Origin of the sequence: Streptomyces sp. M-16 (genome assembly GCF_052114405.1) — a bacterium.
In the GTDB taxonomy this organism is placed as follows: Bacteria; Actinomycetota; Actinomycetes; order Streptomycetales; family Streptomycetaceae; genus Streptomyces.
The window spans coordinates 23,727-45,301 of the sequence record NZ_JBFRER010000002.1 but is presented as its reverse complement, the minus strand read 5'-3'; the positions used below and the strand labels follow the sequence as shown (position 1 = coordinate 45,301).

Genomic DNA, 21,575 nt, shown 5'->3' with positions numbered 1-21,575 from the left:
CCGCCCCGTCAGCCCATCGCGCGCATCCGGTGGATCTCGGCGGTCTGGGTGGCCACCACCTCGTTGGCCATCTCCTCGACGGCCCCGTTGTTGCCCCCGGCCAGCGCCTCGCCGGCCATCTTCACGGCGCCCTCGTGGTGGGCGGTCATCAGCTTCAGGAAGAGCCGGTCGAAGTCGGTGCCCCTGGCCTCGGTCAGCTCCTTGATCTGCTGCTCGGTGGCCATGCCGGGCATCGCGCCGTGGTCGTGGGCCGCTGCGTCGGAGCCGGGCGACGGGTAACGCGAGAGCCACTTCTCCATGGCCCCGATCTCGGGCCGCTGTGCGGCCGTGATGCGCTCGGCGAGGCGTTTGACGGCGTCCGAGGAGGCCCGGTCGGGGGCGAGGGCGCTCATCGTCAGGGCCTGGCGGTGGTGTTCGGTCATGTGGCGCACGTAGGTCTGGTCGGCGGCGTTGGGGGTGTCGTCGGGACGTTCCTTCGCGGCCTGTTCGGGGGAGAGGGTGCGGGACTTCTCGCCCGGTTTGCCGGGGGCGACGACCACCGCGGCGTCCTCGCCGGCCCGTCCGCCGCCGCCGTCGTCGTCCTGGCAGCCGGTGAGGGTGAGGAGGAGTGCGGCGGCCAGGGCCGCCCCCAGGAATCGGCCGAGTAATGCGTTTGCCATGTCCATGGAAAGGAAGATACTGCCGGGGTCCAGGTTCCGTTCCCAGGAGGAGCGAAACGTACGGGCCCCACGGGAGGCACAGTGACCACGCTGCACACCGTCAGAGTGCGCCACCGGAGTCTGGGGGTGGCCCTGGCCGCCGCCGGACTCCTCGCTACGCTCCTGGCCACCGCCGGACCGGCGGCCGCCACCCCCGACCCCGGCGACCTCACACCGGGAGCGGGTTCCCGGCAGAGCGCCGGCCCCGCGCAGGACCGCGAACTCGCACCCGGAGAGATCCCCGGCAAGGACGAGATCGTGCACAGTCGCAACATCAAGCCCTTGGCCAACATCCCGAGCGCCAACCCCAACACCATCAACTCCGACCTGGCGTTCCAGGGGAACTACGCCTACGCGGGCAACTACGACGGCTTCACGATCTACGACATCGCCGATCCCAAGTCCCCGAAGGTGGTCACCCGGGTCCTGTGCCCCGGCGGCCAGAACGACGTCTCCGTCTCCGGCGACCTGCTCTTCCTCTCCACCGACTCCTCGCGCAGCGACGACTCGTGCAACAGCGTCTCGCAGCCCGCCACGGAGAAGTCGTCGTGGGAGGGCATCAAGATCTTCGACATCAAGGACAAGAAGAACCCCAAGTACATCAAGTCCGTCGAGACCGCCTGCGGTTCCCACACCCACACCCTGGTGCCGGGGGGCCGTGACCTCTACCTCTACGTCGCCTCCTACTCACCCAGCGAGGCCTTCCCGGACTGCCAGCCGCCGCACGACGGCATCTCGGTCGTCAAGGTCCCGAAGAAGGCGCCGACCCAGGCCGCCGTCGTCGCCTTCCCGGTGCTCTTCCCGGACGGCGGCAACCCCGGCGCGCCCACCAACCCCGGAGTCTCCAAGACCACCGGCTGCCACGACATCACCGTGCTGCCGTCCCAGGACCTGGCCGCCGGAGCCTGCATGGGCGACGGCATCCTCTTCGACATCAGCGAGCCGGAGCGGCCCCGCGTCATCGACCGGGTGCAGGACAACGTCAACTTCGCGTTCTGGCACTCCGCGACCTTCAACGAGCGTGCGGACAAGGTGGTGTTCACCGACGAGCTGGGCGGCGGGGGCGGCGCCACCTGCAACGCGGCCACCGGCCCCAACCGGGGCGCCGACGGCATCTACGACATCACCGGCCGCGGAGACCAGCGCAAACTGGTCTTCAGGGGCTACTTCAAGATCCCGCGCGCCCAGGCCGACACCGAGAACTGCGTGGCCCACAACGGCTCGCTGGTCCCGGTCGGCGGAGGCCGCGACATCATGGTCCAGGCCTGGTACCAGGGCGGTGTGTCCGTCTGGGACTTCACCGACTCCACCAGCCCCAAGGAGATCGGCTACTTCGAGCGCGGCCCGCTGAGCACCGACCAGCTCGGCATCGGCGGTTCCTGGTCGGCGTACTACTACAACGGCCACATCTACTCGAACGACATAGCCAAGGGCCTGGACGTGCTGCGGCTCGACGACTGGCGCACCGAGAGCGCCAAGTGGGTCCGGATGGACCGGCTCAACGTGCAGAGCCAGCCCGAGTACCGCTGACGGGCCCGCCCGGACCTACCGGGGGAACGTTCCGCCGGGCGGTCCGCCGTCCGGCGGGACGCCCAGCTCCCAGTCCAGCCCGTACCGCTGGAACAGCTCCGCCCGCAGCCGGGACGCGGGCATCGGCGCCCCCGGCAGCAGGACCGCCACCACCGCCCCCATCAGCAGCGCCCGCAGCAGCGGATAGTCCGTGTCCACGTCCTGCGAGCCGTACCGGACCACGGTGTCCCGCAGCAGTGCCGCGAGCCGCTGCTGCTCGGGGCACTGGATGAACCCGTCCGCATGGAGGATCCCCGCCATGTGCGTCCGCATCAGCCGCGGCTGGTCACGGGCCAGCCCCAGGATCGCGTCGACGGCACGGGCGAGCCGCTCGCGGCCGTCGTCGCTGCGCGGCTCGCGCTCCAGCCCCGCCTCCAGCGTCAGGTGCATCAGCCGGTGCACGGCCGACTGCAGCAGCTGCCGCTTGCCGGGGAAGTAGTACGAGACCAGGCCGCGGGCCGCGCCCGCCCGGTCGGCGATGTCGCCGAGTTTGGTCGCCTCGTAGCCGCGCTCGGCGACCAGTTCGACCGTTGCCTGCAGCAGCCGCTCCCGGGAACGTCTGCGCAATTCTTCATTGACCGATGCGCTGCGCGGGGACATGCTTACTCCTGCGTTGACTGGCTCCGAGCCAATATACTCAGCGCGCGGGACCGTCTGCCCGGGGTGACGCGGGGGATCACCCCGGGCAGGCACTCCTTCCCCCCTCTTTTCTGCGTTCCCTCCTCTCCGCGCTCCGGACGTCCTCCACCACGGCTCCAGCGGAATTCTTCCTTCCATGCCGCCGTGCCACCGCCTGCCGGGCGGGCGACCGCGCACGGGCGCATTCTGGCCAGGTGGAGCGGTCTCCCGAGCCGGAGGAGGAAAGCGACGTGGACGCGGTACTCGAAGGAACGGTCGCCCTGGTCACGGGCGCCTCCAGCGGCATCGGCGCCGCCACGGCCGAGGTCCTGGCGGCCCACGGCGCGGCCGTGGCGCTCGTCGCCCGGCGCGCCGACCGGCTGGACGAACTGTCCGCGCGCCTGCGGGCCGCCGGGGGGACCGCGTTCGTCATCGCCGCCGACATGGCGTTCGAGGCCCAGGTGCGCGAGGCCGTCGAGCGGACGGTCACGGAACTGGGCCGGCTCGACACCCTCGTCAACAACGCCGGCCTGATGATCCTCGGGCCGGCCGCCGCCGCCACGACCGACGAGTGGCGGCGCATGGTCGACATCAACCTGACCGGACTGATGAACACGACCCACGCGGCCCTGCCCCACCTGGCCGCGGCCGCCGCCGAGGGCGCCCGGCGGGTAGCCGACGTCGTCAACGTCTCCTCGGTCGCCGGCCGCGTCGCCTTCGCCGGCAGCAGCGCCTACTGCGCCACCAAGTACGGGGTCGTCGCCTTCAGCGAGGCCCTGCGCCAGGAGACCGCCGGCCGGCACGTGCGGGTGTCCGTGGTGGAGCCGGGCAGCGTGGACACCGAGCTGCGCGACCACAACAGCCCCCAGGTCCAGGAGGCGCTCACGCGCCGGTTCGGCGCGATCGAACGGCTCCGGGCCCGGGACGTCGCCGATACGATCGGCTACGTCGTCACCCGCCCCCGGCACGTGGCGGTGGCCGAGCTGCTGGTGCGCCCCACCGAGCAGGTCTGACCCCGGCCCGCGACCGGCGCCCGCCCCGGGCGCCGTCCTAGGCCAGCGCGCTGAGCCCCGGTACGAAGGCCACCAGCAGCGGCACCGCGGGCACCAGCGTGGCCAGGGCCGTCAGCCGCAGCCGGCGCCCCGCCGGGAGACGGGGTACGGGGGTCAGCAGCCGGCGCACCCGCTGCGGTACGTGGGCCTGGGTCGGGCAGGGGCCGAAGACGCCCCGGTCCTCGTTCAGCCCGACCAGGGCCAGGGCCACCGTCAGGCGCCCGTAACGCCGCGAGGCCATGTCGTCGGCGGCCAGCTCCACCAGCCGGTGCATCTCCGCCTCGAACGCCGCGAACACCGGCACCTGGGGGAACCCCTGCGACAGCGCCCGCGAGCAGTGCAGCAGCCAGTCGTGCCGCGCCGTCACATGGCCCTGCTCGTGCGCGAGCACCGCGTCCAGCTGGCTGCCCTTGAGCCGGCCCAGCGCCGCGGTGGTCACCACCAGCCGGGGGGCGGCTCCCGGCTGCCACCAGGCTTCCGGACGCGGGCCCTCCAGGACCACCAGCCTCGTCGCCGCGGGGTCCTCGCCGGGCAACAGCGGGGCGCGCAGCTCCAGTTCGGCCCCGCTCGTGCGCCGCCGGGCCCGTGCCCGCAGCACCTCCCGGGTCAGCATCGCCCCGGTCCACAGCCCTCCGCAGGCCAGTGCGAGGGCGGTCCCGGTGGCCCACGGCCCGCCTTCGGCCCCCAGCCCGTACGCGTCGACCACCCCGTGGGGCGCCGCCGCGAAGAGCCGGCCCCGCACCGCCTGCCAGGCGGCGGCCGCGCTGAGCAGCATCGACAGCGCCAGGCACAACAGGGTGGCACCCACCACGCACTGCCACGCCCACAGCGCGACGACGGGTTCACGCTCGGGCCAGCGGGCCCGGGCCAGCAGGCGGGGCGCGAGGAACGCGGTCAGAGCGCCGAGCAGCAGAAGGGCGGCGGGGACCATCATGTCCGCCAGCCTATGAGCGGCGCACTTCCCGCGGGTACGCTCCCGGGTCATTGGTGACGCAGGACACGTCCGGCTCCCGGTCCGGCGGGGCTTCACATGGTCAGCAGCATCGCCAACATCCCCGTCCCCATGGCGAGTCGGCAGGCCCGCGTGAGGTCGTCCACGCCGCCTTCGGCGTCCACCCCGCTTCCGCCGCCGCCGCCGGTCCCGGCCCCCGCCTTCGCCGCGCTCCCCGCCGCGGCCGGCAGCGCACCGCCGCCCGCCGTCACCAGCCGGGCCCCGCCGAGCAGCACGTACCCGGCGTAGTAGACGAGGAGCGCACCCGTCACCAACGGCAGTCCCGCCCGGCCGTGCCCGTGCTCCGGCCCGCCGCCGAGCGTCAGCGCCATGTAGGCCATCGCCAGCGAGCCGACCAGGTGGTGCGCGTGGTGCACCCCGTCGCGCAGCAGCCACAGGGCGTGGACCGAGGCCGCGCAGAAGACCGCCAGCAGGACCGGCGGCCCCCAGGGTCCCGTCCCCACCGGCACGGCCATCACCGCCATCCCCAGGCCCATCACCGCCTCGCCCCCCGCCGCCCCGCCCGCCCGCCGTTCCGCTCTGCGCGCCCGCAGCAGGCAGTACGTACCGCTCACGGCGCACAGCAGGACCAGCAGCCAGGCGGAGACGGCGGAGGCGGAGAAGGGGGAGAGGGGCATCGCGGGACCGTGCACGGCGGAACCTCCCGGTTCGTCGGCGTCACCGGAAGGAATGCCCGCCCGGCGGCCCTCTCACGCCGCGCTCACGGCGCCCCGCGTTAGGCTCTCCCTGCCGCACCCGGCGCCCGCGCGCGCCGCCGCACCGAACGGAGCCCTCCCGATGCCGACCGCCCCCTCCGCAGCCCTGAGTTTCCGCAGCGCCGTGGACGCCGACGTACCGGAGCTGGTGGCTCTCGTGGAGTCCGCCTACCGGGGGGACGCGAGCCGGGCCGGCTGGACCACCGAGGCCGACTTCCTCGACGGGCAGCGCACCGACCCCGACGGAGTCCGCGCGGTCATCGCCAACCCGGACGCCGTCCTCCTCGTCGTCGAGCGGGCCGGCGAGCTGATCGCCTGCTGCCAGCTCGAACACCGTGGTGACCACGTCTACTTCGGCATGTTCGCCGTCCGCCCCGGGCTCCAGGGCGGCGGCCTCGGCAAGGAGATCATGGCGGAGGCCGAGCGCCACGCCCGCGAGACGTGGGACGCCAAGGAGATGCGGATGACGGTGGTCAACGTACGGGAGGAGCTCATCGCCTACTACGTGCGCCGCGGCTACGAGCGCACCGGCGAACTGAGCCCCTTCCCCTACGGCGACGAGCGCTTCGGCGTGCCGCTCCGCGACGACCTGGCCTTCGAGCTGCTCGTCAAGGCCCTCTGAGGACCACGACCGGGACCGCTGCGGAGGATGTGGCGTTCCGGCGGTACCGGCCGCTCACGCCGTGAAGCGGCCCGTGCTGCGGATCTCCGGGAAGTCGGTGGCGGCGCCGTCCAGTTGCAGGGCCCGTGCCAGCCGCAGCTGGTCCAGCGTGTTGACCGTCCAGCCCGTCACCCGCAGCCCGGCCGCGTGCGCCGCCTTTACCGTCTCCAGGGAGATCCGGCGGATGTCGAGCGCGAGGGTCCGTGCCCCCGCCGCCCGGCCCAGGTCCACGACGCCCTCGCGGTGCCCGGCGACCCGCAGGACGGTACGGACGCCCGGGGCCCGGTCGGCGACGGAGGTGAGGAGGCCGCCGTCGCCGGAGGCCACTTCCACCCGTGAGGTCAGGTCCCGGCGCACGACCAGCTCCGCGAGCGCCTGGGCGGCGCCCCGGTCGTGCACCGCCACCAGGAGGGGGGGCCGCACGGCGTCGAGCACCTCGTCCAGGAGCGGTACGCGTTCGCCGTCGCCGGCGTCCAGCCCGCGCAGTTCGGCCAGGGTCAGGTCGGCGACGGCGCCCGCGCCGTCGGTGGTGCGGTCGACCTCGGCGTCGTGCAGGACGACGAGGGCACCGTCCTTGCTGAGACGGACGTCCAGCGCGATCACGTCCATCCCGCAGCGTTCCGCGCGGACGAACGACCGCACGGTGTTCTCCGGTTCGACGCCCATGACCCCGCGGTGACCGATGGTGAGGAAAGTCAAGGTTCTCTCGCTTCCGTCGACGGCGGCTCGGCGCGCGTTCGCGGTGTCCCTTCCGGCCGCGCGCGCGGTGAGAGTCGCATGCTAGTGCGCCTCGGTCACGAGGGGACCGGCCGTGCAAGGCCTCGCGGAAGCCCCCCGGCCGCTTCCCGACCGGGCCGTGCGCGCCGGGCGGCGCCGGGGAGCCCCTGCCGCGTCACCCGGGCGTGGGCGAGTCCCCGTCGGCTTGACGGCCGGGGGCCGCCGGGGCCCCGCCGCCGGTCCGGGCCTGCGCGAGGTCCGCCAGCAGGGCCTCGGCCAGTTCCAGTTCGGCCAGGTGCTGGCGCTCGCTCCAGCGCAGGGCCAGCGCGGGAAAGGCCCACTCCGGGACCTCCGCCGCGTGCGCCATGGCCTCCCGTACGGCGGCGAGCTCGGCCAGCGTGCGGTCCATGTGCTCCTCCACCATGGCGCGCAGCCGATCCGGCTCCGACAGGTGCCCGAGCCAGACGCGCAGCAGCAGCCCGTGCTTGAGCACCGGCGGGCCCGCCTCGGCCGTGTCCGAGGCCCAGCCGGCCAGGGCGGCGCGCCCCGCGTCGGTGATGGCGTAGCGGCGCTTGGCGCGGACCTCCTCGGGTCCCGGGCGCACGGAGGCCGCGTAGCCGAGCTCCTCCAGCCGCCGCAGTTCCGCGTAGATCTGGCTGATGGCCGGCGACCAGTAGAAGAAGCGCAGGGAGGAGTCCGCCCACTTCTTCAGCTCGTACCCGGTGCGCTCCCCGGGGAACGACAGCAGGCCGAGGACGGCCCACGCGGTCGGCGGGAGCTCTTGCTTGTTCGAGGCCTGACTACTAGTCATATTTCGAATAGAAGTGAGTCCGGGCAGTGGACGCGATCCTGGAGGCACCGTGATTTTCTCCGTCATCTTCGAAGCTCAGCTCGCCGACCCGACCGTGGAACGGGAGCACCAGGTGATCCGCGACTGCGTCGAGCAGGCGGTGCTCGCCGAACGCATGGGATTCGACCGGATCTGGGCCGTCGAGCACCACTCCTTGAAGTGGTACTCCCACTTGTCCGCTCCGGAGGTCTTCCTGAGCTATGTGGCGGCCCGGACGCACACCATACGCATCGGGCACGGCGTCGTGTGCATGCCCTTCCACTTCAACCATCCGGTCCGGGTCGCCGAACGGGCCGCCATGCTCGACCTGCTCTCCGGCGGCCGCCTCGACCTGGGCGGCGGGCGCGGGGGCACCGCGCAGGAGACCTCGCTCTGCGGGGTCGACCCGCTGCGCACCACGGCCGAGGTGGAGGAGGCGCTGCGGATCATCGGCAAGGCCTGGCAGGAGGAGGAGCTGGAGCATCACGGCCCGCTCCTGGACATCGACCCGCACCCGATCCTGCCGCGCCCGGCCCAGAGGCCGCACCCGCCGCTCTTCCTCGCGTGCAGCCGGGGCGAGACCCTGGTGCGGGCCGCCGAGCTGGGGGTCGGGGCGCTGGTGATGGGCTTCGCCGGGCCGGAGGCGGTCGCGGGGATGCGGGCCGTGTACGACGGGGCGCGCGAGGCCCGGGACGGCAGCGCGTTCGTCTCGACGGTCGTCAACGACCACTTCTCCGTGCTCTGCCCGACGATCGTGCTCGACGATCCCGGGGAGGCCCGGCGGATCGGGGTGCGGGGCCAGCGCTTCTTCGCCCAGTCCATCGGCCACTGGTACGGGGGTGCCGGCGTCCCGGACGAGGCGGTGGAGGAGGGCGGTGACGAGGGGGCCCGGATGCGCGGGGCCGCCGAGCAGGTCGTCGCCCGGCTGCACGAGCTGGACATCCCGGTCCGGCCCACCGTCACCGCCACCTTCAACGCCGACCACGCCTACGGGAGCGCGGACGAGGCCATCGTGTACGTGGAGCGACTGCGGCGGGCGGGCGCCGACGAGGTGATGTGCCTGATCCAGATGGGCACGGTGCCGCAGGAGGCCTGCCTGGAGACCATCCGGCAGTGGGGGGAGAAGGTGATCCCGCACTTCACGGGCAAAACGGGCGCCCAGGGCCCCTCCGCCGGCGGTGTGTGAGGTATTCGACCCGTGGTGCCCCAGGCGCCCCGGATACCCCTCCGATCCTTGGAGCGTCTAGGCGGACTGGTGGCTTCCACCCATACGAACGGGAAGAATTTCGGTGGAGAAGGGGGTCGGGCAGGATAATTTCCCGCATTCCCTCTTGAGCGGGAGAGCCTCACATGCATACGCTGTCTTGACGTGAGGTTCTCCTGTGGAGGAAGTGACATGACGGAAACTCTTGTGCCGGGTGCCGGCGGTGCCGTGATAACCGCTGGGACGCGGGTGGTCGACCACCCTGCGTGGCCCGCGCTCAAGGCCGCCGTGGAGGAGATCCGCCCCTGGCAGTCCAAGGACGGTTCGATCGATTTCGAGGCGGCCGGAGCCCCCGCCCCGGTCGACGTCGAGGCCGCCGTGGAGCGGGTCGTCGACGCCGTGGAGACGCTGTCCCCGCTGCTGCCGCACGCCACCGCCTACCACCGCGCGCTCGTCGGCGACCTGCGCAAGTGGGTCGCGGACGGCTTCATGGTGCCGGACTTCCTGGACTCCCTGCTGGCCTTCCACCCGGCCGCCGAGCGCGCCGACGGGCTCCAGCACCTCGTCGTCTTCCCCATGTACACGCAGAACGGCAACCTCGACCGCAACTTCGAGGCCGTCGTCCTGAAGATGGTGTGGCCCGAGTGGCTCTCCGAGCTGGAGCGCACCCGGTACGACAACCCGCTGTTCCTCGGCATCACCTTCGAGGACTTCACCCCGGGCTACGACACCCACTCCGCCGTGCTCTTCCCGGAGACCATCGCCGTCCGCGAGGCCCCCGAGCGCTTCACCTGGGGCGGCATCTTCTGCGACCGCGAGGCCGCCCGCTACCGCAAGGTGACCGAGGCCGCCGTCGACATCCTCGGCATCGAGCTGCCCGAGGACATCGCGCGCATGGTCGAGGACCAGGAGCGCTGCGAGAAGGCCTTCGTCCTGTGGGACATGGTCCACGACCGCACGCACAGCCACGGCGACCTGCCGTTCGACCCCTTCATGATCAAGCAGCGCCAGCCGTTCTGGATGTACGGCCTGGAGGAGCTGCGCTGTGACCTCACCGCCTTCAAGGAGGCCGTGAAGCTGGAGTCCGAGGGCAACGAGCACGGCCGTGACGTCCAGTACGCCGTCCTCTTCGACCGGATGTTCCGCTTCCCGGTGTCGGGCGACCGCAACCGCAACTACGACGGTCTCGGCGGCCAGCTGCTCTTCGCGTACCTCCACAAGCACGACGTCGTGCGCTGGACGGACAACAAGCTGAAGATCGACTGGATGCGTGCCCCGCAGGTCACCAACCAGCTGTGCGCCGAGATCGAGGACCTCTACCGGGCCGGCATCGACCGCCCGAAGCTCGTCCACTGGTTCAAGGCGTACGAGCTCGTCTCCACCTACCTCGCCCCGCACCCGGGTTCCAAGTGGGCCAAGGGCCCCGACGCCCTCGACCTGACGCAGCCGCCGCGCAAGCTCGTCGACGACGTGCTCGCGGACGAGTTTCCGCTCAGCATGTTCTATGAGGCCCTCGCCAAGAAGCTCAAGGGTGTGATCGCCTCGACGAAGGGCATCACCGCCCTGAACGCCGCAACGGCCGAGCGGGCCGACGCGTGAGCACTCGCCCTCAGGAGGCTGCACAGATGAACGGCTCCGGGAACGGCAACGGCGCGCTCCGTGGAGCGGTGGTGGCGGTGGCCGGTGCCGCCGGCCCCGCCGGCCGCGCCACCCTGCTCCGCCTGGCCGAGGCGGGCGCCACCGTGGTCGCCGCCGATGCGGACGCGGCACGGCTCGCGGAAGCCGTCGACGCGGCCCGCTACGCCCACGGCGGCGCGACCGTCACCGGCGACACCGTCGACCTGCTCGACCTGGAGGCCACCAAGGCCTGGGCCGAGCGCACGGAGAAGGAGTTCGGCCGGATCGACGGCGTCGTCCACCTGGTCGGCGGCTGGCGCGGCAGCAAGACCTTCACCGACGTGGACCTCGCCGACTGGGACTTCCTGGAGAAGCTCCTCATCCGCACCGTCCAGCACACCTCGCTCGCCTTCCACGACGGCCTGCTGCGCAGCGACCGCGGACGCTACGTGCTGATCAGCCAGTCCGGCGCACACAAGCCGGTCGCCAACAACGCCGCGTACAACGCGGGCAAGGCGGCCGCCGAGGCCTGGACCCTCGCCATGGCGGATTCCTTCCGCAAGGCCGGGGGCGAGGACGGTCCGAGCGCCGCGGCTGCGATCCTGGTCATCAAGGCACTGGTGCACGACGCGATGCGCGCCGAGCGTCCCAATGCGAAGTTCGCGGGCTTCACCGACGTCAAGGAGCTGGCCGAGGCCATCGCCGGCGTGTGGGAGCGGCCCGCCTCCGAAGTGAACGGACAGCGTCTGTGGCTCACCCCGCAACCGTGAGGACCGAGACCGGCAAGACCGACGCCCGGCGTCACCACGACCCGGCCGTGCGCGGATTCGCCAGCGACAACTACGCGGGCGTGCACCCCGAGGTGCTCGCCGCCGTCGCGCTCGCCAACGGTGGCCACCAGGTCTCCTACGGCGAGGACGAGTACACCGAACACCTGCAGAAGATCTTCCGCAGCCACTTCGGGCCGTCCGCGCAGGCCTTCCCGGTCTTCAACGGCACGGGCGCCAACGTCACCGCCCTCCAGGCCATGACCGACCGCTGGGGCGCGGTGATCTGCGCCAAGACCGCCCACATCAACGTGGACGAGGGCGGCGCGCCCGAGCGGATGGCGGGCATCAAGCTGCTCGCCGTACCGACGCCGGACGGCAAGCTCACCCCGGAGCTGATCGACCAGGAGGCCTGGGGCTTCGAGGACGAGCACCGGGCGATGCCCCAGGTCGTCTCGATCACGCAGAACACCGAGCTCGGCACGGTCTACACCCCGGACGAGATCAGGGCGATCTGCGAGCACGCGCACGGCCTCGGCATGAAGGTGCACCTCGACGGTGCCCGGATAGCCAACGCCGCGGCCTCGCTCGACGTGCCGATGCGCACCTTCACCAACGCGGTCGGGGTGGACGTGCTGTCGTACGGCGGCACCAAGAACGGCATGATGTTCGGCGAGGCCGTGGTGGTGCTGAACCCGGACTCGGTCCGGCAGATGAAGCACATCCGCAAGATGTCGATGCAGCTCGCCTCCAAGATGCGGTTCGTCTCGGTGCAGCTGGAAGCGCTGCTCGCGAAGGACCTGTGGCTGCGCAACGCCCGCCACGGCAACGCGATGGCGCAGCGGCTCGCGGCCGGTGTGCGCGAGACCGACGGGGTGGAGATCCTCTACCCGGTGCAGGCCAACGCCGTCTTCGCGCGGCTGCCGCACGAGGTCACGCGCCGGCTCCAGCAGCGCTACCGCTTCTACTTCTGGGACGAGGCGGCCGGTGACGTCCGCTGGATGTGCGGCTTCGACACCCAGGAGGAGGACGTGGACGGCTTCCTCCAGGCGCTCAAGGAGGAGCTGGCCCGGTAGCCACCTCCCCTGCATACAACTGAATATATATGCCTCCAACCGCAAATCTATTGATCTGCGGTCGGAGGCATGCCTATGCTGCGGATCATGGAACTCATCCAGCAGAACCCAGATATCCACGCCTATTTGGCATCCGACGAAGCCATCGACCACTGGCATCCCCTGGTACAAGAAACCGCCGACGCCCTGTGGACCGCCACCGGCAATGCATATTCATACGCCGAAGCCGCCTTCGAATTCGTCCGCGACACGATCCCGCACTCCGCCGACTCCGGGGACACGCGGGTCTCCTGGCGCGCCTCCGACGTGCTGGGCACGCGCAACGGCATCTGCTACGCCAAATCCCACGCCCTCGTCGCCCTGCTGCGCGCCCAGGGGATCCCCGCGGCCCTCTGCTACCAGCTGCTCGCCGACGACGACGGCTCCCGTGCGGTGGTCCACGGCCTGGTGGCCCTGCGGCTGCCCGGCGGCGAACGCTGGGCGCGCGTCGACCCGCGGGGCAACAAGCCCGGTGTCGACGCCCGGTTCACCCTCGACCACGAGCGACTCGCCTTCCCCGTGCGCCCGGAACTCGGCGAGGTCGACTACCCCGAGCTCCACGCCGCCCCGCACCCCGCCGCGCTCAAGGCCCTCCAGGAGTCCGCCGACCGGCAGGAGCTGTGGCGGAAGCTGCCGGCCGCCCTGTAGCCGGGACCCGTGCCACCCGCCCGCGCGCCGACACCAGCAGGTGCAGCGCGGCGGCCGCGAGCTGCAGCACGGCGATCCCGAGCAGCAGCGTCCACGCGGGCGCGCCGGCGGCCAGCCCGACCAGGGCGGCACCCGTCGAAGCCGCCGTCACCTTCAGCCCCGCCCCCAGGGTGAACACCTGGGCCCGCACCGCGCCCGGGGCGTGCTCCGAGCGGATCCGCAGCGTGGCCGTCAGCAGCGGCCCGTCGCACACACCCGCCGCCGCGAACGCGGCCGCCGTCAGCGCGACCGACGGCGCGAACGCCGCCACCCCGAGAGCGGCCCCCGTACCCGCCATGGCCCAGCGGGCCAGCCGTCCCGGCGCCACCGACGTCATCCGGCCCAGCGTCAGCGACCCGGCCAGCGCACCCACCGCGAAGGCCGTCATCCACACCCCGCCCGCGCCCGGCCTGCCGAGCCCGCGGGCCAGCAGCACCGAGGTGGTGGTCAGTGCGCCGACACCGACGAAGGCCAGCGTCGTCGCCGAGGTGATCGCCCGCAGTTCCCGGACCCGCCACAGCGTGGCCAGCCCCGCGCCCGGACCGGGCCGGAGCGCCTTGCCCGGCGGGCCCGCGCCCCGGCCCTCGTACGCGTCCTCCCGCGGGCTCCCGCCCGGGTCCTTGCCCGGGTCCTCGTACGGCAGGGACGCGGCCAGGGCCGCCGCCAGGGCCGCGGAGACGGCCAGCACCCCCATCGCGGGCCCCGCCGAGAGCATCGCCCCGGCCAGGCCGACCGCCGCCGGGGCCGTGACCGAGGCCGCGTTGTACGTGGAGGCGTCCCAGCCGTACGCCCGGTCGCGCGCCGGGCCCTCCGGGACCAGCCCCGCCACCAGGCTCGACAGCCCGCCCGTCACCACCGGCCCGCAGGAACCGCCCAGTACCGCCACCGCCAGCACCACCGGCACCGGGGCCCGGCCCAGCAGCGCCGCCAGCGCCGCCACAGCGGCCGTGAAACCGGCCAGCGCGCCGGCGTAGAACAGCCGGGGCCGGCGCGCCCGCGCCGCGGCGGAGCCTGCGAGCGGCGCGGCCAGCACGTGCGGGGCCATCCAGGCCGTCAGTACGAACGCCCCGTGCGCGGCGCTCCCCGTCCGCTCCAGGGCCAGCAGCACCACGCCCATGCCCATGCCCTCGGAGGCGAAGCGAGCGGCGAGTGCCGCTGCCAGGTACCGCCCGAATCCGCCCACCGCCGAACCCCCTCCGCGTCCCGGTGACGTGCTGCGCGATCAAGACGTTACGCCGGACGGCTGAAGGGCGGAAGGATCCGCGGGGGGTGCCCGTCGCGCTCGAACATCGACACGGGGAGTGAGCCGGCCGACGGCGCGTGCGCGGCCCGAGCGCCCCGGTGGACCGCCCTCGCCGGGAGGTGGGTCAGCCGGCTTCCTTGACCTGCGCCGCCGTCGGGGCCGTGCCGCCGAGGTGCGCGGGCAGCCACCAGGAGTCCTCGGGGCCCTTGGGCTTGGCCGGGTAGGCGGCCTGCGCGGCGTCCAGCAGCTCCTGCACGCGCTCGCGCAGGCGGCGCGTGATGGCGCCCGCGTACTGGTCGGCCGGGGCCTCCAGGGGCTCGCCGACGCGCATCGTCACCGGGATGTGGCTGCGCTTGAGGTTCTTGGGCCGGCCCTTGGTCCACAGCCGCTGGGTACCCCACAGCGCGACCGGGATCAGCGGGACACCGGCCTCCTGCGCCATGCGCGCCGCACCGGACTTGAAGCTCTTGAGGGTGAAGGACTGGGAGATCGTCGCCTCCGGGAACACCCCGATGATCTCGCCGGAGCGCAGCGAGTCCAGCGCGTGCTGGTACGCGTCCTCACCCTGCTTGCGGTCCACCGGGATGTGCTTCATCGCGCGCATCAGCGGGCCGGACACCCTGTGCCGGAACACCGACTCCTTGGCCATGAAGCGGACCAGGCGCTTCTGCGGCCGCGCGGTCAGGCCCGCGAAGATGAAGTCGAGGTACCCGATGTGGTTCGACACCAGCACCGCCCCGCCCTTGCGCGGGATGTTCTCGGTGCCCTTCATGTCGATGCGGATGTCCAGCGCACGGAAGAGGGTGTGCGCGGCGCCGATCACCGGGGGGTAGATGAGCTCAGCCATGGTGGGGAGACCCCGCTTTCTGCCTGGGGAGGTGCTCCCGGCCGGAAGTTACGGAAGCGTAGGTACGCGACCATGGGGATGGTGCCCCAAACACGGCGCGCTGGCCAGCCCAGACGCCCGTGCCCGGGGAGATTCTCGTCACGCGGGGAATGCGCGGCGCCGGAGAGGTGCTGCGATCAGCGTACGTACATACGGACGGGGCGGACGGGAGCGGGCGTGCAGGGGCGCGAGCAGGGTGGTCGGGGCGCGGGCGGACAGGGGCCACTGGGCGCCGCCGAGCTGGGGGAGGAGCCGGGGGAGCGGGCCAGTCTGGTCCAGTTCTCCAGCGCCTTCTGCCAGCCCTGCCGGGCCACCCGGCGGATCCTCTCCGAGGTCGCCGCCATGGTCGAGGGGGTCGCGCACATCGAGATCGACGCCGAGCGCAACCTCCCCCTGGTACGCGCCCTCGGCATCGAGAAGACCCCGACCGTGCTCGTCCTGGACTCCGCCGGGCGGATCGTCCGGCGCGCGGCGGGGATGCCGCGCAAGGCGGACGTGATCGCGGCCCTGGGGGCCGCGGTATGACGGGCGCGCCGGTCCGTGCGCCCGCACGCAGCGTGACGCGCCTGACATCTGACCGTCGCGGCTTGACTGTGTACACGTGAGATCGCCAGGCTGACGCCATGCGGTATGAACTCCTGCTTTACGGGCGGGTCCACGTGGACCTCGTCCGCCACGCGAGCGCGCGCTGTCGGGATCACTGAACGCCCCCGGCCCCCGATCCCTCGACTGCGCCCGCGATCCCCGCGGCAGAAGGAAGTCTTCCCATGACGGCCCCGACGCTCCCGACGGCCTCGTACGCACCTTTCGCCCCTGACGCCTCCACCGCATCCGACGCCACCGGCGGTGCGGACCGGGCGGCCCCCGCCGGGACCGTCGACGGGTCCCCCGGTCCCCGGGGCGGCACGGCACGGCCCGGATCGCCGGAGCTGCTGCGCTCCGTCTTCCGCCGCCACGCCGCCGGTGTCGCCGTGATCACCGCGGAGTCCGGCGGCCGGCCCGCCGGATTCACCGCGACCTCGCTGAACTCCGTCTCGGCCGAACCGCCGCTGCTCTCGTTCACCATCGGCACCGGCTCCTCCAGCTGGCCCGCCGTAAGGGACTGCGAGTACCTCGGCGTCCACATACTCGGTGAGCACCAGCAGGAGCTGGCCGGCCTCTTCGCGCGCAGCGGGGCGGACCGCTTCGGCCCGGGCACCGGCTGGGCCGCGGGCCCGCACGGCGTGCCGCTGCTCGACGGGGTGCTGGCGTGGCTGGTGTGCCGGGTGGTGGCCAGGGTGCCCGCCGGTGAGCATCGTGTGATCATCGCGGAGGCGGTGGCCGGGGACCCGGCGGGCGAGGGCCGGCCGCTGCTGTACCACCAGGGACGCTTCAACGCGTTGCGCGACTGAATCGTCCCTGCTGGGGCTGGTTCGGGCGGCGTTGGCCAGATCACAGTTCAGTGGCCTTGCCCCCSGGGAAGACCCGTTGTGTACTGACGAGTAACATTCCCTTCGGAGCGCGGGCCGCCCCGACCGGGATCCGCCCCACAAGGCGCCTATGCTGCCTGCACAAGGCGGTACCAGTAAAAGACGATGCGGTAGGAGAGCCGGCGTGAGCCTGAGGATCGTTGTCTGTGTGAAGTACGTGCCCGACGCCACCGGTGACCGGCACTTCGCCGATGACCTGACCGTGGACCGCGACGACGTCGACGGCCTGCTGTCGGAGCTCGACGAGTACGCCGTCGAGCAGGCGCTGCAGATCGCCGACGAGGCGGACGACGCCGAGATCACCGTCCTGACGGTGGGTCCCGAGGACGCCAAGGACGCGCTGCGCAAGGCGCTGTCGATGGGCGCCGACAAGGCCATCCACGTCGAGGACGACGACCTGCACGGCAGCGACGTCATGGGCACCTCCCTGGTGCTCGCCAAGGCGATCGAGAAGGCCGGCTACGACCTGGTCATCACCGGCATGGCGTCGACGGACGGCACCATGGGTGTCCTCCCGGCGATCCTGGCCGAGCGCCTGGGCGTCCCGCAGGTCACCCTGCTCTCCGAGGTCAAGGTCGAGGACGGCACCGTGACCGGCCGTCGCGACGGCGACTCCGCGAGCGAGCAGCTCCAGGCCTCCCTCCCCGCCGTCGTCTCCGTGACCGACCAGTCCGGCGAGGCCCGCTACCCGTCCTTCAAGGGCATCATGGCCGCCAAGAAGAAGCCGGTGGAGTCCTGGGACCTGGACGAGCTGGACATCGAGGCCGAAGAGGTCGGTCTCGAAGGCTCCTGGACCGCGGTCGACTCCGCGGCGCAGCGTCCGGCCCGCACCGCCGGCACGATCGTCAAGGACGAGGGCGAGGGCGGCAAGCAGCTGGCCGAGTTCCTGGCCGGCCAGAAGTTCATCTAAGAACTTCAGCCCCCTTAGTAGCCCCCAGACACTTCGCAATCGCAGGAGAGCAGTCCCATGGCTGAAGTTCTCGTCTACGTCGACCACGTGGACGGCGCCGTCCGCAAGCCCACCCTTGAGCTGCTGACGCTGGCCCGCCGCATCGGCGAGCCCGTCGCCGTCGCCCTCGGCGCCGGTGCCGAGGCCACCGCCGCCGTGCTCGCCGAGCACGGTGCGGTCAAGGTCCTCACCGCCGACGCCCCCGAGTTCACCGAGTACCTCGTCGTACCGAAGGTGGACGCGCTCCAGGCCGCGTACGACGCCGTCTCCCCGGCCGCCGTGCTCGTCCCGTCCTCCGCCGAGGGCAAGGAGATCGCCGCCCGCCTCGCCGTGCGCATCGGCTCCGGCATCATCACGGACGCCATCGACCTGGAGGCCGGTGACGAGGGTCCGGTCGCGACGCAGGCCGCCTTCGCCGCGTCGTTCACCACCAAGTCCCGTGTCTCCAAGGGCACCCCGGTCATCACCGTGAAGCCGAACTCGGCCCCGGTCGAGGCCGCTCCGGCCGCGGGCGCCGTCGAGGCGCTCGCCGTCACCTTCGGCGCCCTGGCCACCGGCACCAAGGTCACCTCGCGCACCCCGCGCGAGTCGACCGGCCGTCCGGAGCTGACCGAGGCCGCGATCGTCGTCTCCGGCGGCCGTGGCGTCAACGGCGCGGAGAACTTCCACATCATCGAGGACCTCGCGGACTCCCTCGGTGCGGCGGTCGGCGCCTCCCGCGCCGCCGTGGACGCCGGCTGGTACCCGCACTCCAACCAGGTCGGCCAGACCGGCAAGTCGGTCTCCCCGCAGCTGTACATCGCCTCCGGCATCTCGGGCGCGATCCAGCACCGCGCCGGCATGCAGACCTCGAAGACCATCGTGGCCATCAACAAGGACGCCGAGGCCCCGATCTTCGACCTGGTCGACTACGGCGTGGTCGGCGACCTCTTCGAGGTCGTCCCGCAGCTGACCGGCGAGATCAAGGCGCGCAAGGGCTAACCCCCGGGTCACTCGCTGACCTGCGTACTCTCCGCCTCCGGGGCCGTGTGGTGATTGTCACCGCACGGCCCCGAGTCGTTTGTCCAGGACGGCGGAGGCACCATTGACGGAGCGGAACCCCGTGGCTAAATTCTGCTATGCGGATCTAAGCTTCCGTGAAGCGGAAAAGAGGAGAGTGCACGATGGGTCAGCAGGAGAAGGTGGCGACGAGCCTCGCAGGCGCGGTCAGCGAGGGCATCAGCGCCTCCCTGGCGCCGGTGGACGCGGAACTCGCGCGTCACTACCCGGGCGACCCCGGCACCCGTCAGCCCATCCACACCGTCTACGTGCCCGGTGACGTCTTCGCCGCCGACACCATCCGCTCCTGGGGCGACCAGGCCCTCGCGGCCATGGACGAGCACGCTCCGGACGCCGCCACCTTCGCCGAGGTGCTCGGCATCCCCGACGGACTGGCCGTCCCGGTCTACGACCGCGTCCGCGCCAAGCTCGCCTCCGAGCCCATCGAGGACCTCCGCGTGGACTTCGAGGACGGCTTCGGCGTCCGCTCCGACGAGGAGGAGGACCAGGCCGCGGCCCGCGCCGCCCGCCTCGTCTCGGAGGCCTTCGCCAACGGCACCAACGCCCCGTACATGGGCATCCGCATGAAGTGCATGGAGTCCAACGTCCGCGACCGCGGCATCCGCACCACGGACGTCTTCCTCTCCGGCCTCCTGGAGCACGGCGGCCTCCCCGAGGGCCTCGTGCTGACCCTCCCCAAGGTCACCTACGCCGAGCAGGTCAGCGCCTTCGTCAAGCTGCTGGAGGCCTTCGAGACCAGCCGCGGCCTGCGCCCCGGCCGGATCGGTTTCGAGATCCAGATCGAGACCAGCCAGTCCATCCTGGCCTCGGACGGCACCGCCACCGTCGCCCGGATGATCGAGGCCGCCAAGGGCCGCGCCACCGGCCTGCACTACGGCACCTTCGACTACAGCGCCTGCGTCGGCGTCTCCGCCGCGTACCAGGCCAGCGACCACCCGGCCGCCGACCACGCCAAGGCGATCATGCAGGTCGCCGCCGCCGGCACCGGCGTACGCGTCTCCGACGGCTCGACGAACGTCCTGCCGATCGGCACCACCGACAAGGTCCACGAGGCCTGGAAGCTCCACTACGGCCTCACCCGCCGCGCCCTGGCCCGCGCCTACTACCAGGGCTGGGACATGCACCCCGGCCACCTCCCGACCCGCTACGCGGCGGTGTTCACGTTCTACCGCGAGGGCCTGGAAGCCGCGGCGGCGCGCCTCAAGGCGTACGTGGCCAAGATCGAGGGCGACGTGATGGACGAGCCCGCCACCGCGAAGGCCCTGGCCGGCTACCTGGTCCGCGGCCTGGACTGCGGCGCGGTCGGCGCCGACGAGGTCACCGCCCTGACGGGCCTGACCCGCGCCGAACTCGACGCCTTCGCCATCCCGCGCCGCTCGGCCACCCTGACGGCGACCGCCTGACCGGTACCCCCGCCGACGCCCGACCCGCAGCCCCGCCCGGACGGTTCCGGCCGGGGCTGCGGAGCGTTCGGTGGCACATCGGCCGCCTTGGGACGGGGACCGCGCCGGTCATCGGCCGGTTACGGGTGCTGCTGAGCGAACACGGCCTGCCCGGTCCCCTGTTCGACGGGGACATCGAGGTGCTCCAGGACCCGGACCAGGCCCCGGACCGCCGGGCCGGGGCCTGGTGCCGGATCAGGACGAGGCTGCTCCAGGAGGCGTCCGCACCGGCCGGCCAGGCGGTCCTCCTGGGGATCGGCCACGCCCTGGCGCCGCTCCTCGGGGCTCAGTGGACCGGCGGGAGTTCGCCCGAGCCACGGGGGATCAGGCGGGTGGGGAGTTCGATGCGGGACGGGGGCAGGGTGGCGCCGGCCAGGCGCTGGAAGAGCCGGTCCGTGGCCACCCTGCCCAGGGCCGCAGCGTCCTGGGCCACCACCGTGACGCCCGGGCGCAGCAGGTCGGCCAGCTCGAAGTCGTCGAAGCCGACCAGCGCCACCGGGCGAGGGTGGTCCGCCAGGACGCGGACCACCGTCACGGTCACCCGGTTGTTGCCCGCGAAGACCGCCGTCACCGCATCGGATCCCTCCAGCATCGACCGGGTCGCCGCCGTCACCCGGCCGGGGGCCGTCGCGCCGAGCGACACCCACGCGTCGGCCACCGGCAGGCCCGCCCGGCCCATGGCCTCGCGGTAGCCGCGCAGGCGTTCCGTGGCGGTGTGGATGCGGGGGTCGTCGCCGATGAACCCGATCCGCCGGTGGCCGCCGGCGATCAGGTGGGCCACCCCGTCCCGGGCGCCGCCGAAGCTGTCGGAGAGGACGACGTCCGCCTCGATCCGGCCGGCCGGACGGTCCACGAACACCGTGGCCACGCCCGCGCGGATCTCGGGCTCCAGGTAGCGGTGGTCCTCCCCGGCCGGGATCACGATCAGGCCGTCCACGCGGCGGGCGCACAGCGCGAGCGCCAACTCCTTCTCGCGGTCCGGGTCCTCGGCGCTGGAGCCGTTGATGAGCAGGGCGCCGTGCGTCCGGGCCACCTCCTCCACGGCCCGGTTGAGGGGACCGTAGAAGGGGTCGGCGAGGTCCTCCAGGACCAGGCCCACGGTCGCGGTGCGGCCCTTGCGCAGCACGCGCGCGCTGTCGTTGCGGCGGAAGCCGAGGGCCTCGATGGCCTCCTGTACCCGCCGCTCGGTGTCGGGGGTGACCCCCGGCTCGCCGTTGACGACCCGTGAGACCGTCTTCAGCCCCACGCCCGCCCGGGCCGCCACGTCCTTCATGGTCGGCCGGTTG

23 protein-coding genes are annotated in these 21,575 nt (G+C 72.5%); 13 read left to right on the top strand and 10 right to left on the bottom strand.

Annotated features, from left to right (window positions below; translation table 11 throughout):
- Positions 1-8: 8 nt before the first annotated feature.
- Complete coding sequence (locus AB4039_RS01310; RefSeq protein ID WP_442269771.1) at positions 9-665, bottom strand: DUF305 domain-containing protein; 657 nt, start codon at positions 663-665, stop codon at positions 9-11.
- 75 nt (positions 666-740) lie between these two features.
- Here AB4039_RS01310 and AB4039_RS01305 point away from each other — a divergent pair, with 75 nt between their 5' ends.
- Complete coding sequence (locus tag AB4039_RS01305) at positions 741-2,228, top strand: LVIVD repeat-containing protein (RefSeq protein WP_442269770.1); 1,488 nt, start codon at positions 741-743, stop codon at positions 2,226-2,228.
- A gap of 15 nt (positions 2,229-2,243) precedes the next feature.
- Here the strand turns inward: AB4039_RS01305 and AB4039_RS01300 are convergent, their stop codons facing one another.
- A complete protein-coding gene (locus tag AB4039_RS01300; RefSeq protein WP_266837177.1) occupies positions 2,244-2,867 on the bottom strand; it encodes a TetR/AcrR family transcriptional regulator in 624 nt (207 codons plus the stop codon).
- A 269-nt stretch (positions 2,868-3,136) separates the two neighbouring features.
- Between AB4039_RS01300 and AB4039_RS01295 the strand changes: the two genes are divergently transcribed.
- Positions 3,137-3,898 carry an SDR family NAD(P)-dependent oxidoreductase gene (locus AB4039_RS01295; protein WP_442269769.1) on the top strand — a complete coding sequence of 254 codons (762 nt, stop codon included), beginning with the start codon at positions 3,137-3,139 and terminating at the stop codon, positions 3,896-3,898.
- Positions 3,899-3,935: 37 nt separating this feature from the next.
- Here AB4039_RS01295 and AB4039_RS01290 read toward each other — a convergent pair whose 3' ends face one another.
- Positions 3,936-4,871: a M56 family metallopeptidase gene (locus AB4039_RS01290; protein WP_266837173.1), complete on the bottom strand. Its 936-nt coding sequence runs from the start codon at positions 4,869-4,871 to the stop codon at positions 3,936-3,938.
- Positions 4,872-4,963: 92 nt separating this feature from the next.
- A complete protein-coding gene (locus AB4039_RS01285) occupies positions 4,964-5,566 on the bottom strand; it encodes a DUF5134 domain-containing protein (protein WP_442269768.1) in 603 nt (200 codons plus the stop codon).
- A 160-nt stretch (positions 5,567-5,726) separates the two neighbouring features.
- On the opposite strand from AB4039_RS01285, the gene AB4039_RS01280 reads away from it, so the two are divergent.
- On the top strand, positions 5,727-6,266 hold the full coding sequence (locus AB4039_RS01280) for a GNAT family N-acetyltransferase (protein ID WP_266837169.1): 540 nt from the start codon (positions 5,727-5,729) through the stop codon (positions 6,264-6,266).
- A 54-nt stretch (positions 6,267-6,320) separates the two neighbouring features.
- On the opposite strand, the gene AB4039_RS01275 is transcribed toward AB4039_RS01280, so the two are convergent.
- A complete protein-coding gene (locus AB4039_RS01275; RefSeq protein WP_442269767.1) occupies positions 6,321-7,004 on the bottom strand; it encodes a glycerophosphodiester phosphodiesterase in 684 nt (227 codons plus the stop codon).
- Positions 7,005-7,197: 193 nt separating this feature from the next.
- Positions 7,198-7,833 (bottom strand): PadR family transcriptional regulator, encoded by a 636-nt coding sequence (locus AB4039_RS01270; protein WP_266837165.1) that lies wholly within the window; start codon positions 7,831-7,833, stop codon positions 7,198-7,200.
- Between the two features lie 49 nt (positions 7,834-7,882).
- Between AB4039_RS01270 and AB4039_RS01265 the strand changes: the two genes are divergently transcribed.
- The 5 genes from AB4039_RS01265 (at position 7,883) to AB4039_RS01245 (ending at position 13,202) form a co-directional block, all read left to right on the top strand.
- Complete coding sequence (locus AB4039_RS01265; RefSeq protein ID WP_266837163.1) at positions 7,883-9,037, top strand: LLM class flavin-dependent oxidoreductase; 1,155 nt, start codon at positions 7,883-7,885, stop codon at positions 9,035-9,037.
- A gap of 210 nt (positions 9,038-9,247) precedes the next feature.
- Positions 9,248-10,654, top strand: a complete 1,407-nt coding sequence (locus AB4039_RS01260) for a DUF6421 family protein (RefSeq protein WP_442269766.1) — start codon at positions 9,248-9,250, stop codon at positions 10,652-10,654.
- 26 nt (positions 10,655-10,680) lie between these two features.
- Positions 10,681-11,442 (top strand): SDR family NAD(P)-dependent oxidoreductase, encoded by a 762-nt coding sequence (locus AB4039_RS01255; protein ID WP_266837159.1) that lies wholly within the window; start codon positions 10,681-10,683, stop codon positions 11,440-11,442.
- Positions 11,421-12,515, top strand: coding sequence for a threonine aldolase family protein (locus tag AB4039_RS01250; RefSeq protein ID WP_266837157.1), 1,095 nt, complete (start codon positions 11,421-11,423; stop codon positions 12,513-12,515). The genes AB4039_RS01255 and AB4039_RS01250 overlap by 22 nt, the downstream gene beginning before the upstream one ends.
- Before the next feature lie 87 nt (positions 12,516-12,602).
- Complete coding sequence (locus AB4039_RS01245) at positions 12,603-13,202, top strand: transglutaminase-like domain-containing protein (protein WP_442269765.1); 600 nt, start codon at positions 12,603-12,605, stop codon at positions 13,200-13,202.
- Here AB4039_RS01245 and AB4039_RS01240 read toward each other — a convergent pair.
- Positions 13,138-14,424 (bottom strand): MFS transporter, encoded by a 1,287-nt coding sequence (locus tag AB4039_RS01240; protein WP_442269764.1) that lies wholly within the window; start codon positions 14,422-14,424, stop codon positions 13,138-13,140. The genes AB4039_RS01245 and AB4039_RS01240 overlap by 65 nt on opposite strands.
- 184 nt (positions 14,425-14,608) lie before the next feature.
- The gene (locus tag AB4039_RS01235; protein ID WP_266837151.1) at positions 14,609-15,331 is read right to left on the bottom strand and encodes a lysophospholipid acyltransferase family protein; all 723 of its coding nucleotides are present in this window, start codon (positions 15,329-15,331) and stop codon (positions 14,609-14,611) included.
- A gap of 216 nt (positions 15,332-15,547) precedes the next feature.
- On the opposite strand from AB4039_RS01235, the gene AB4039_RS01230 reads away from it, so the two are divergent.
- The 5 genes from AB4039_RS01230 to AB4039_RS01210 all read left to right on the top strand — a co-directional run bounded on the left by AB4039_RS01230 (position 15,548) and on the right by AB4039_RS01210 (position 20,250).
- Entirely contained in the window at positions 15,548-15,895 is a 348-nt protein-coding gene (locus AB4039_RS01230) for a thioredoxin family protein (protein ID WP_266837149.1), read from the top strand.
- 242 nt (positions 15,896-16,137) lie between these two features.
- The gene (locus AB4039_RS01225; protein WP_266837147.1) at positions 16,138-16,761 is read left to right on the top strand and encodes a flavin reductase family protein; all 624 of its coding nucleotides are present in this window, start codon (positions 16,138-16,140) and stop codon (positions 16,759-16,761) included.
- Between the two features lie 202 nt (positions 16,762-16,963).
- On the top strand, positions 16,964-17,749 hold the full coding sequence (locus tag AB4039_RS01220) for an electron transfer flavoprotein subunit beta/FixA family protein (protein WP_266837145.1): 786 nt from the start codon (positions 16,964-16,966) through the stop codon (positions 17,747-17,749).
- A 57-nt stretch (positions 17,750-17,806) separates the two neighbouring features.
- Positions 17,807-18,769: an electron transfer flavoprotein subunit alpha/FixB family protein gene (locus AB4039_RS01215; protein WP_266837143.1), complete on the top strand. Its 963-nt coding sequence runs from the start codon at positions 17,807-17,809 to the stop codon at positions 18,767-18,769.
- A 182-nt stretch (positions 18,770-18,951) separates the two neighbouring features.
- Positions 18,952-20,250 (top strand): DUF6986 family protein, encoded by a 1,299-nt coding sequence (locus tag AB4039_RS01210; RefSeq protein ID WP_442269763.1) that lies wholly within the window; start codon positions 18,952-18,954, stop codon positions 20,248-20,250.
- Between the two features lie 119 nt (positions 20,251-20,369).
- On the opposite strand, the gene AB4039_RS01205 is transcribed toward AB4039_RS01210, so the two are convergent.
- Together AB4039_RS01205 and AB4039_RS01200 are read right to left on the bottom strand one after the other, a co-directional pair.
- Positions 20,370-20,552 carry a hypothetical protein gene (locus AB4039_RS01205; protein WP_266837139.1) on the bottom strand — a complete coding sequence of 61 codons (183 nt, stop codon included), beginning with the start codon at positions 20,550-20,552 and terminating at the stop codon, positions 20,370-20,372.
- Between the two features lie 23 nt (positions 20,553-20,575).
- Positions 20,576-21,562, bottom strand: a complete 987-nt coding sequence (locus tag AB4039_RS01200; RefSeq protein WP_442269830.1) for a LacI family DNA-binding transcriptional regulator — start codon at positions 21,560-21,562, stop codon at positions 20,576-20,578.
- Positions 21,563-21,575 lie beyond the last annotated feature (13 nt).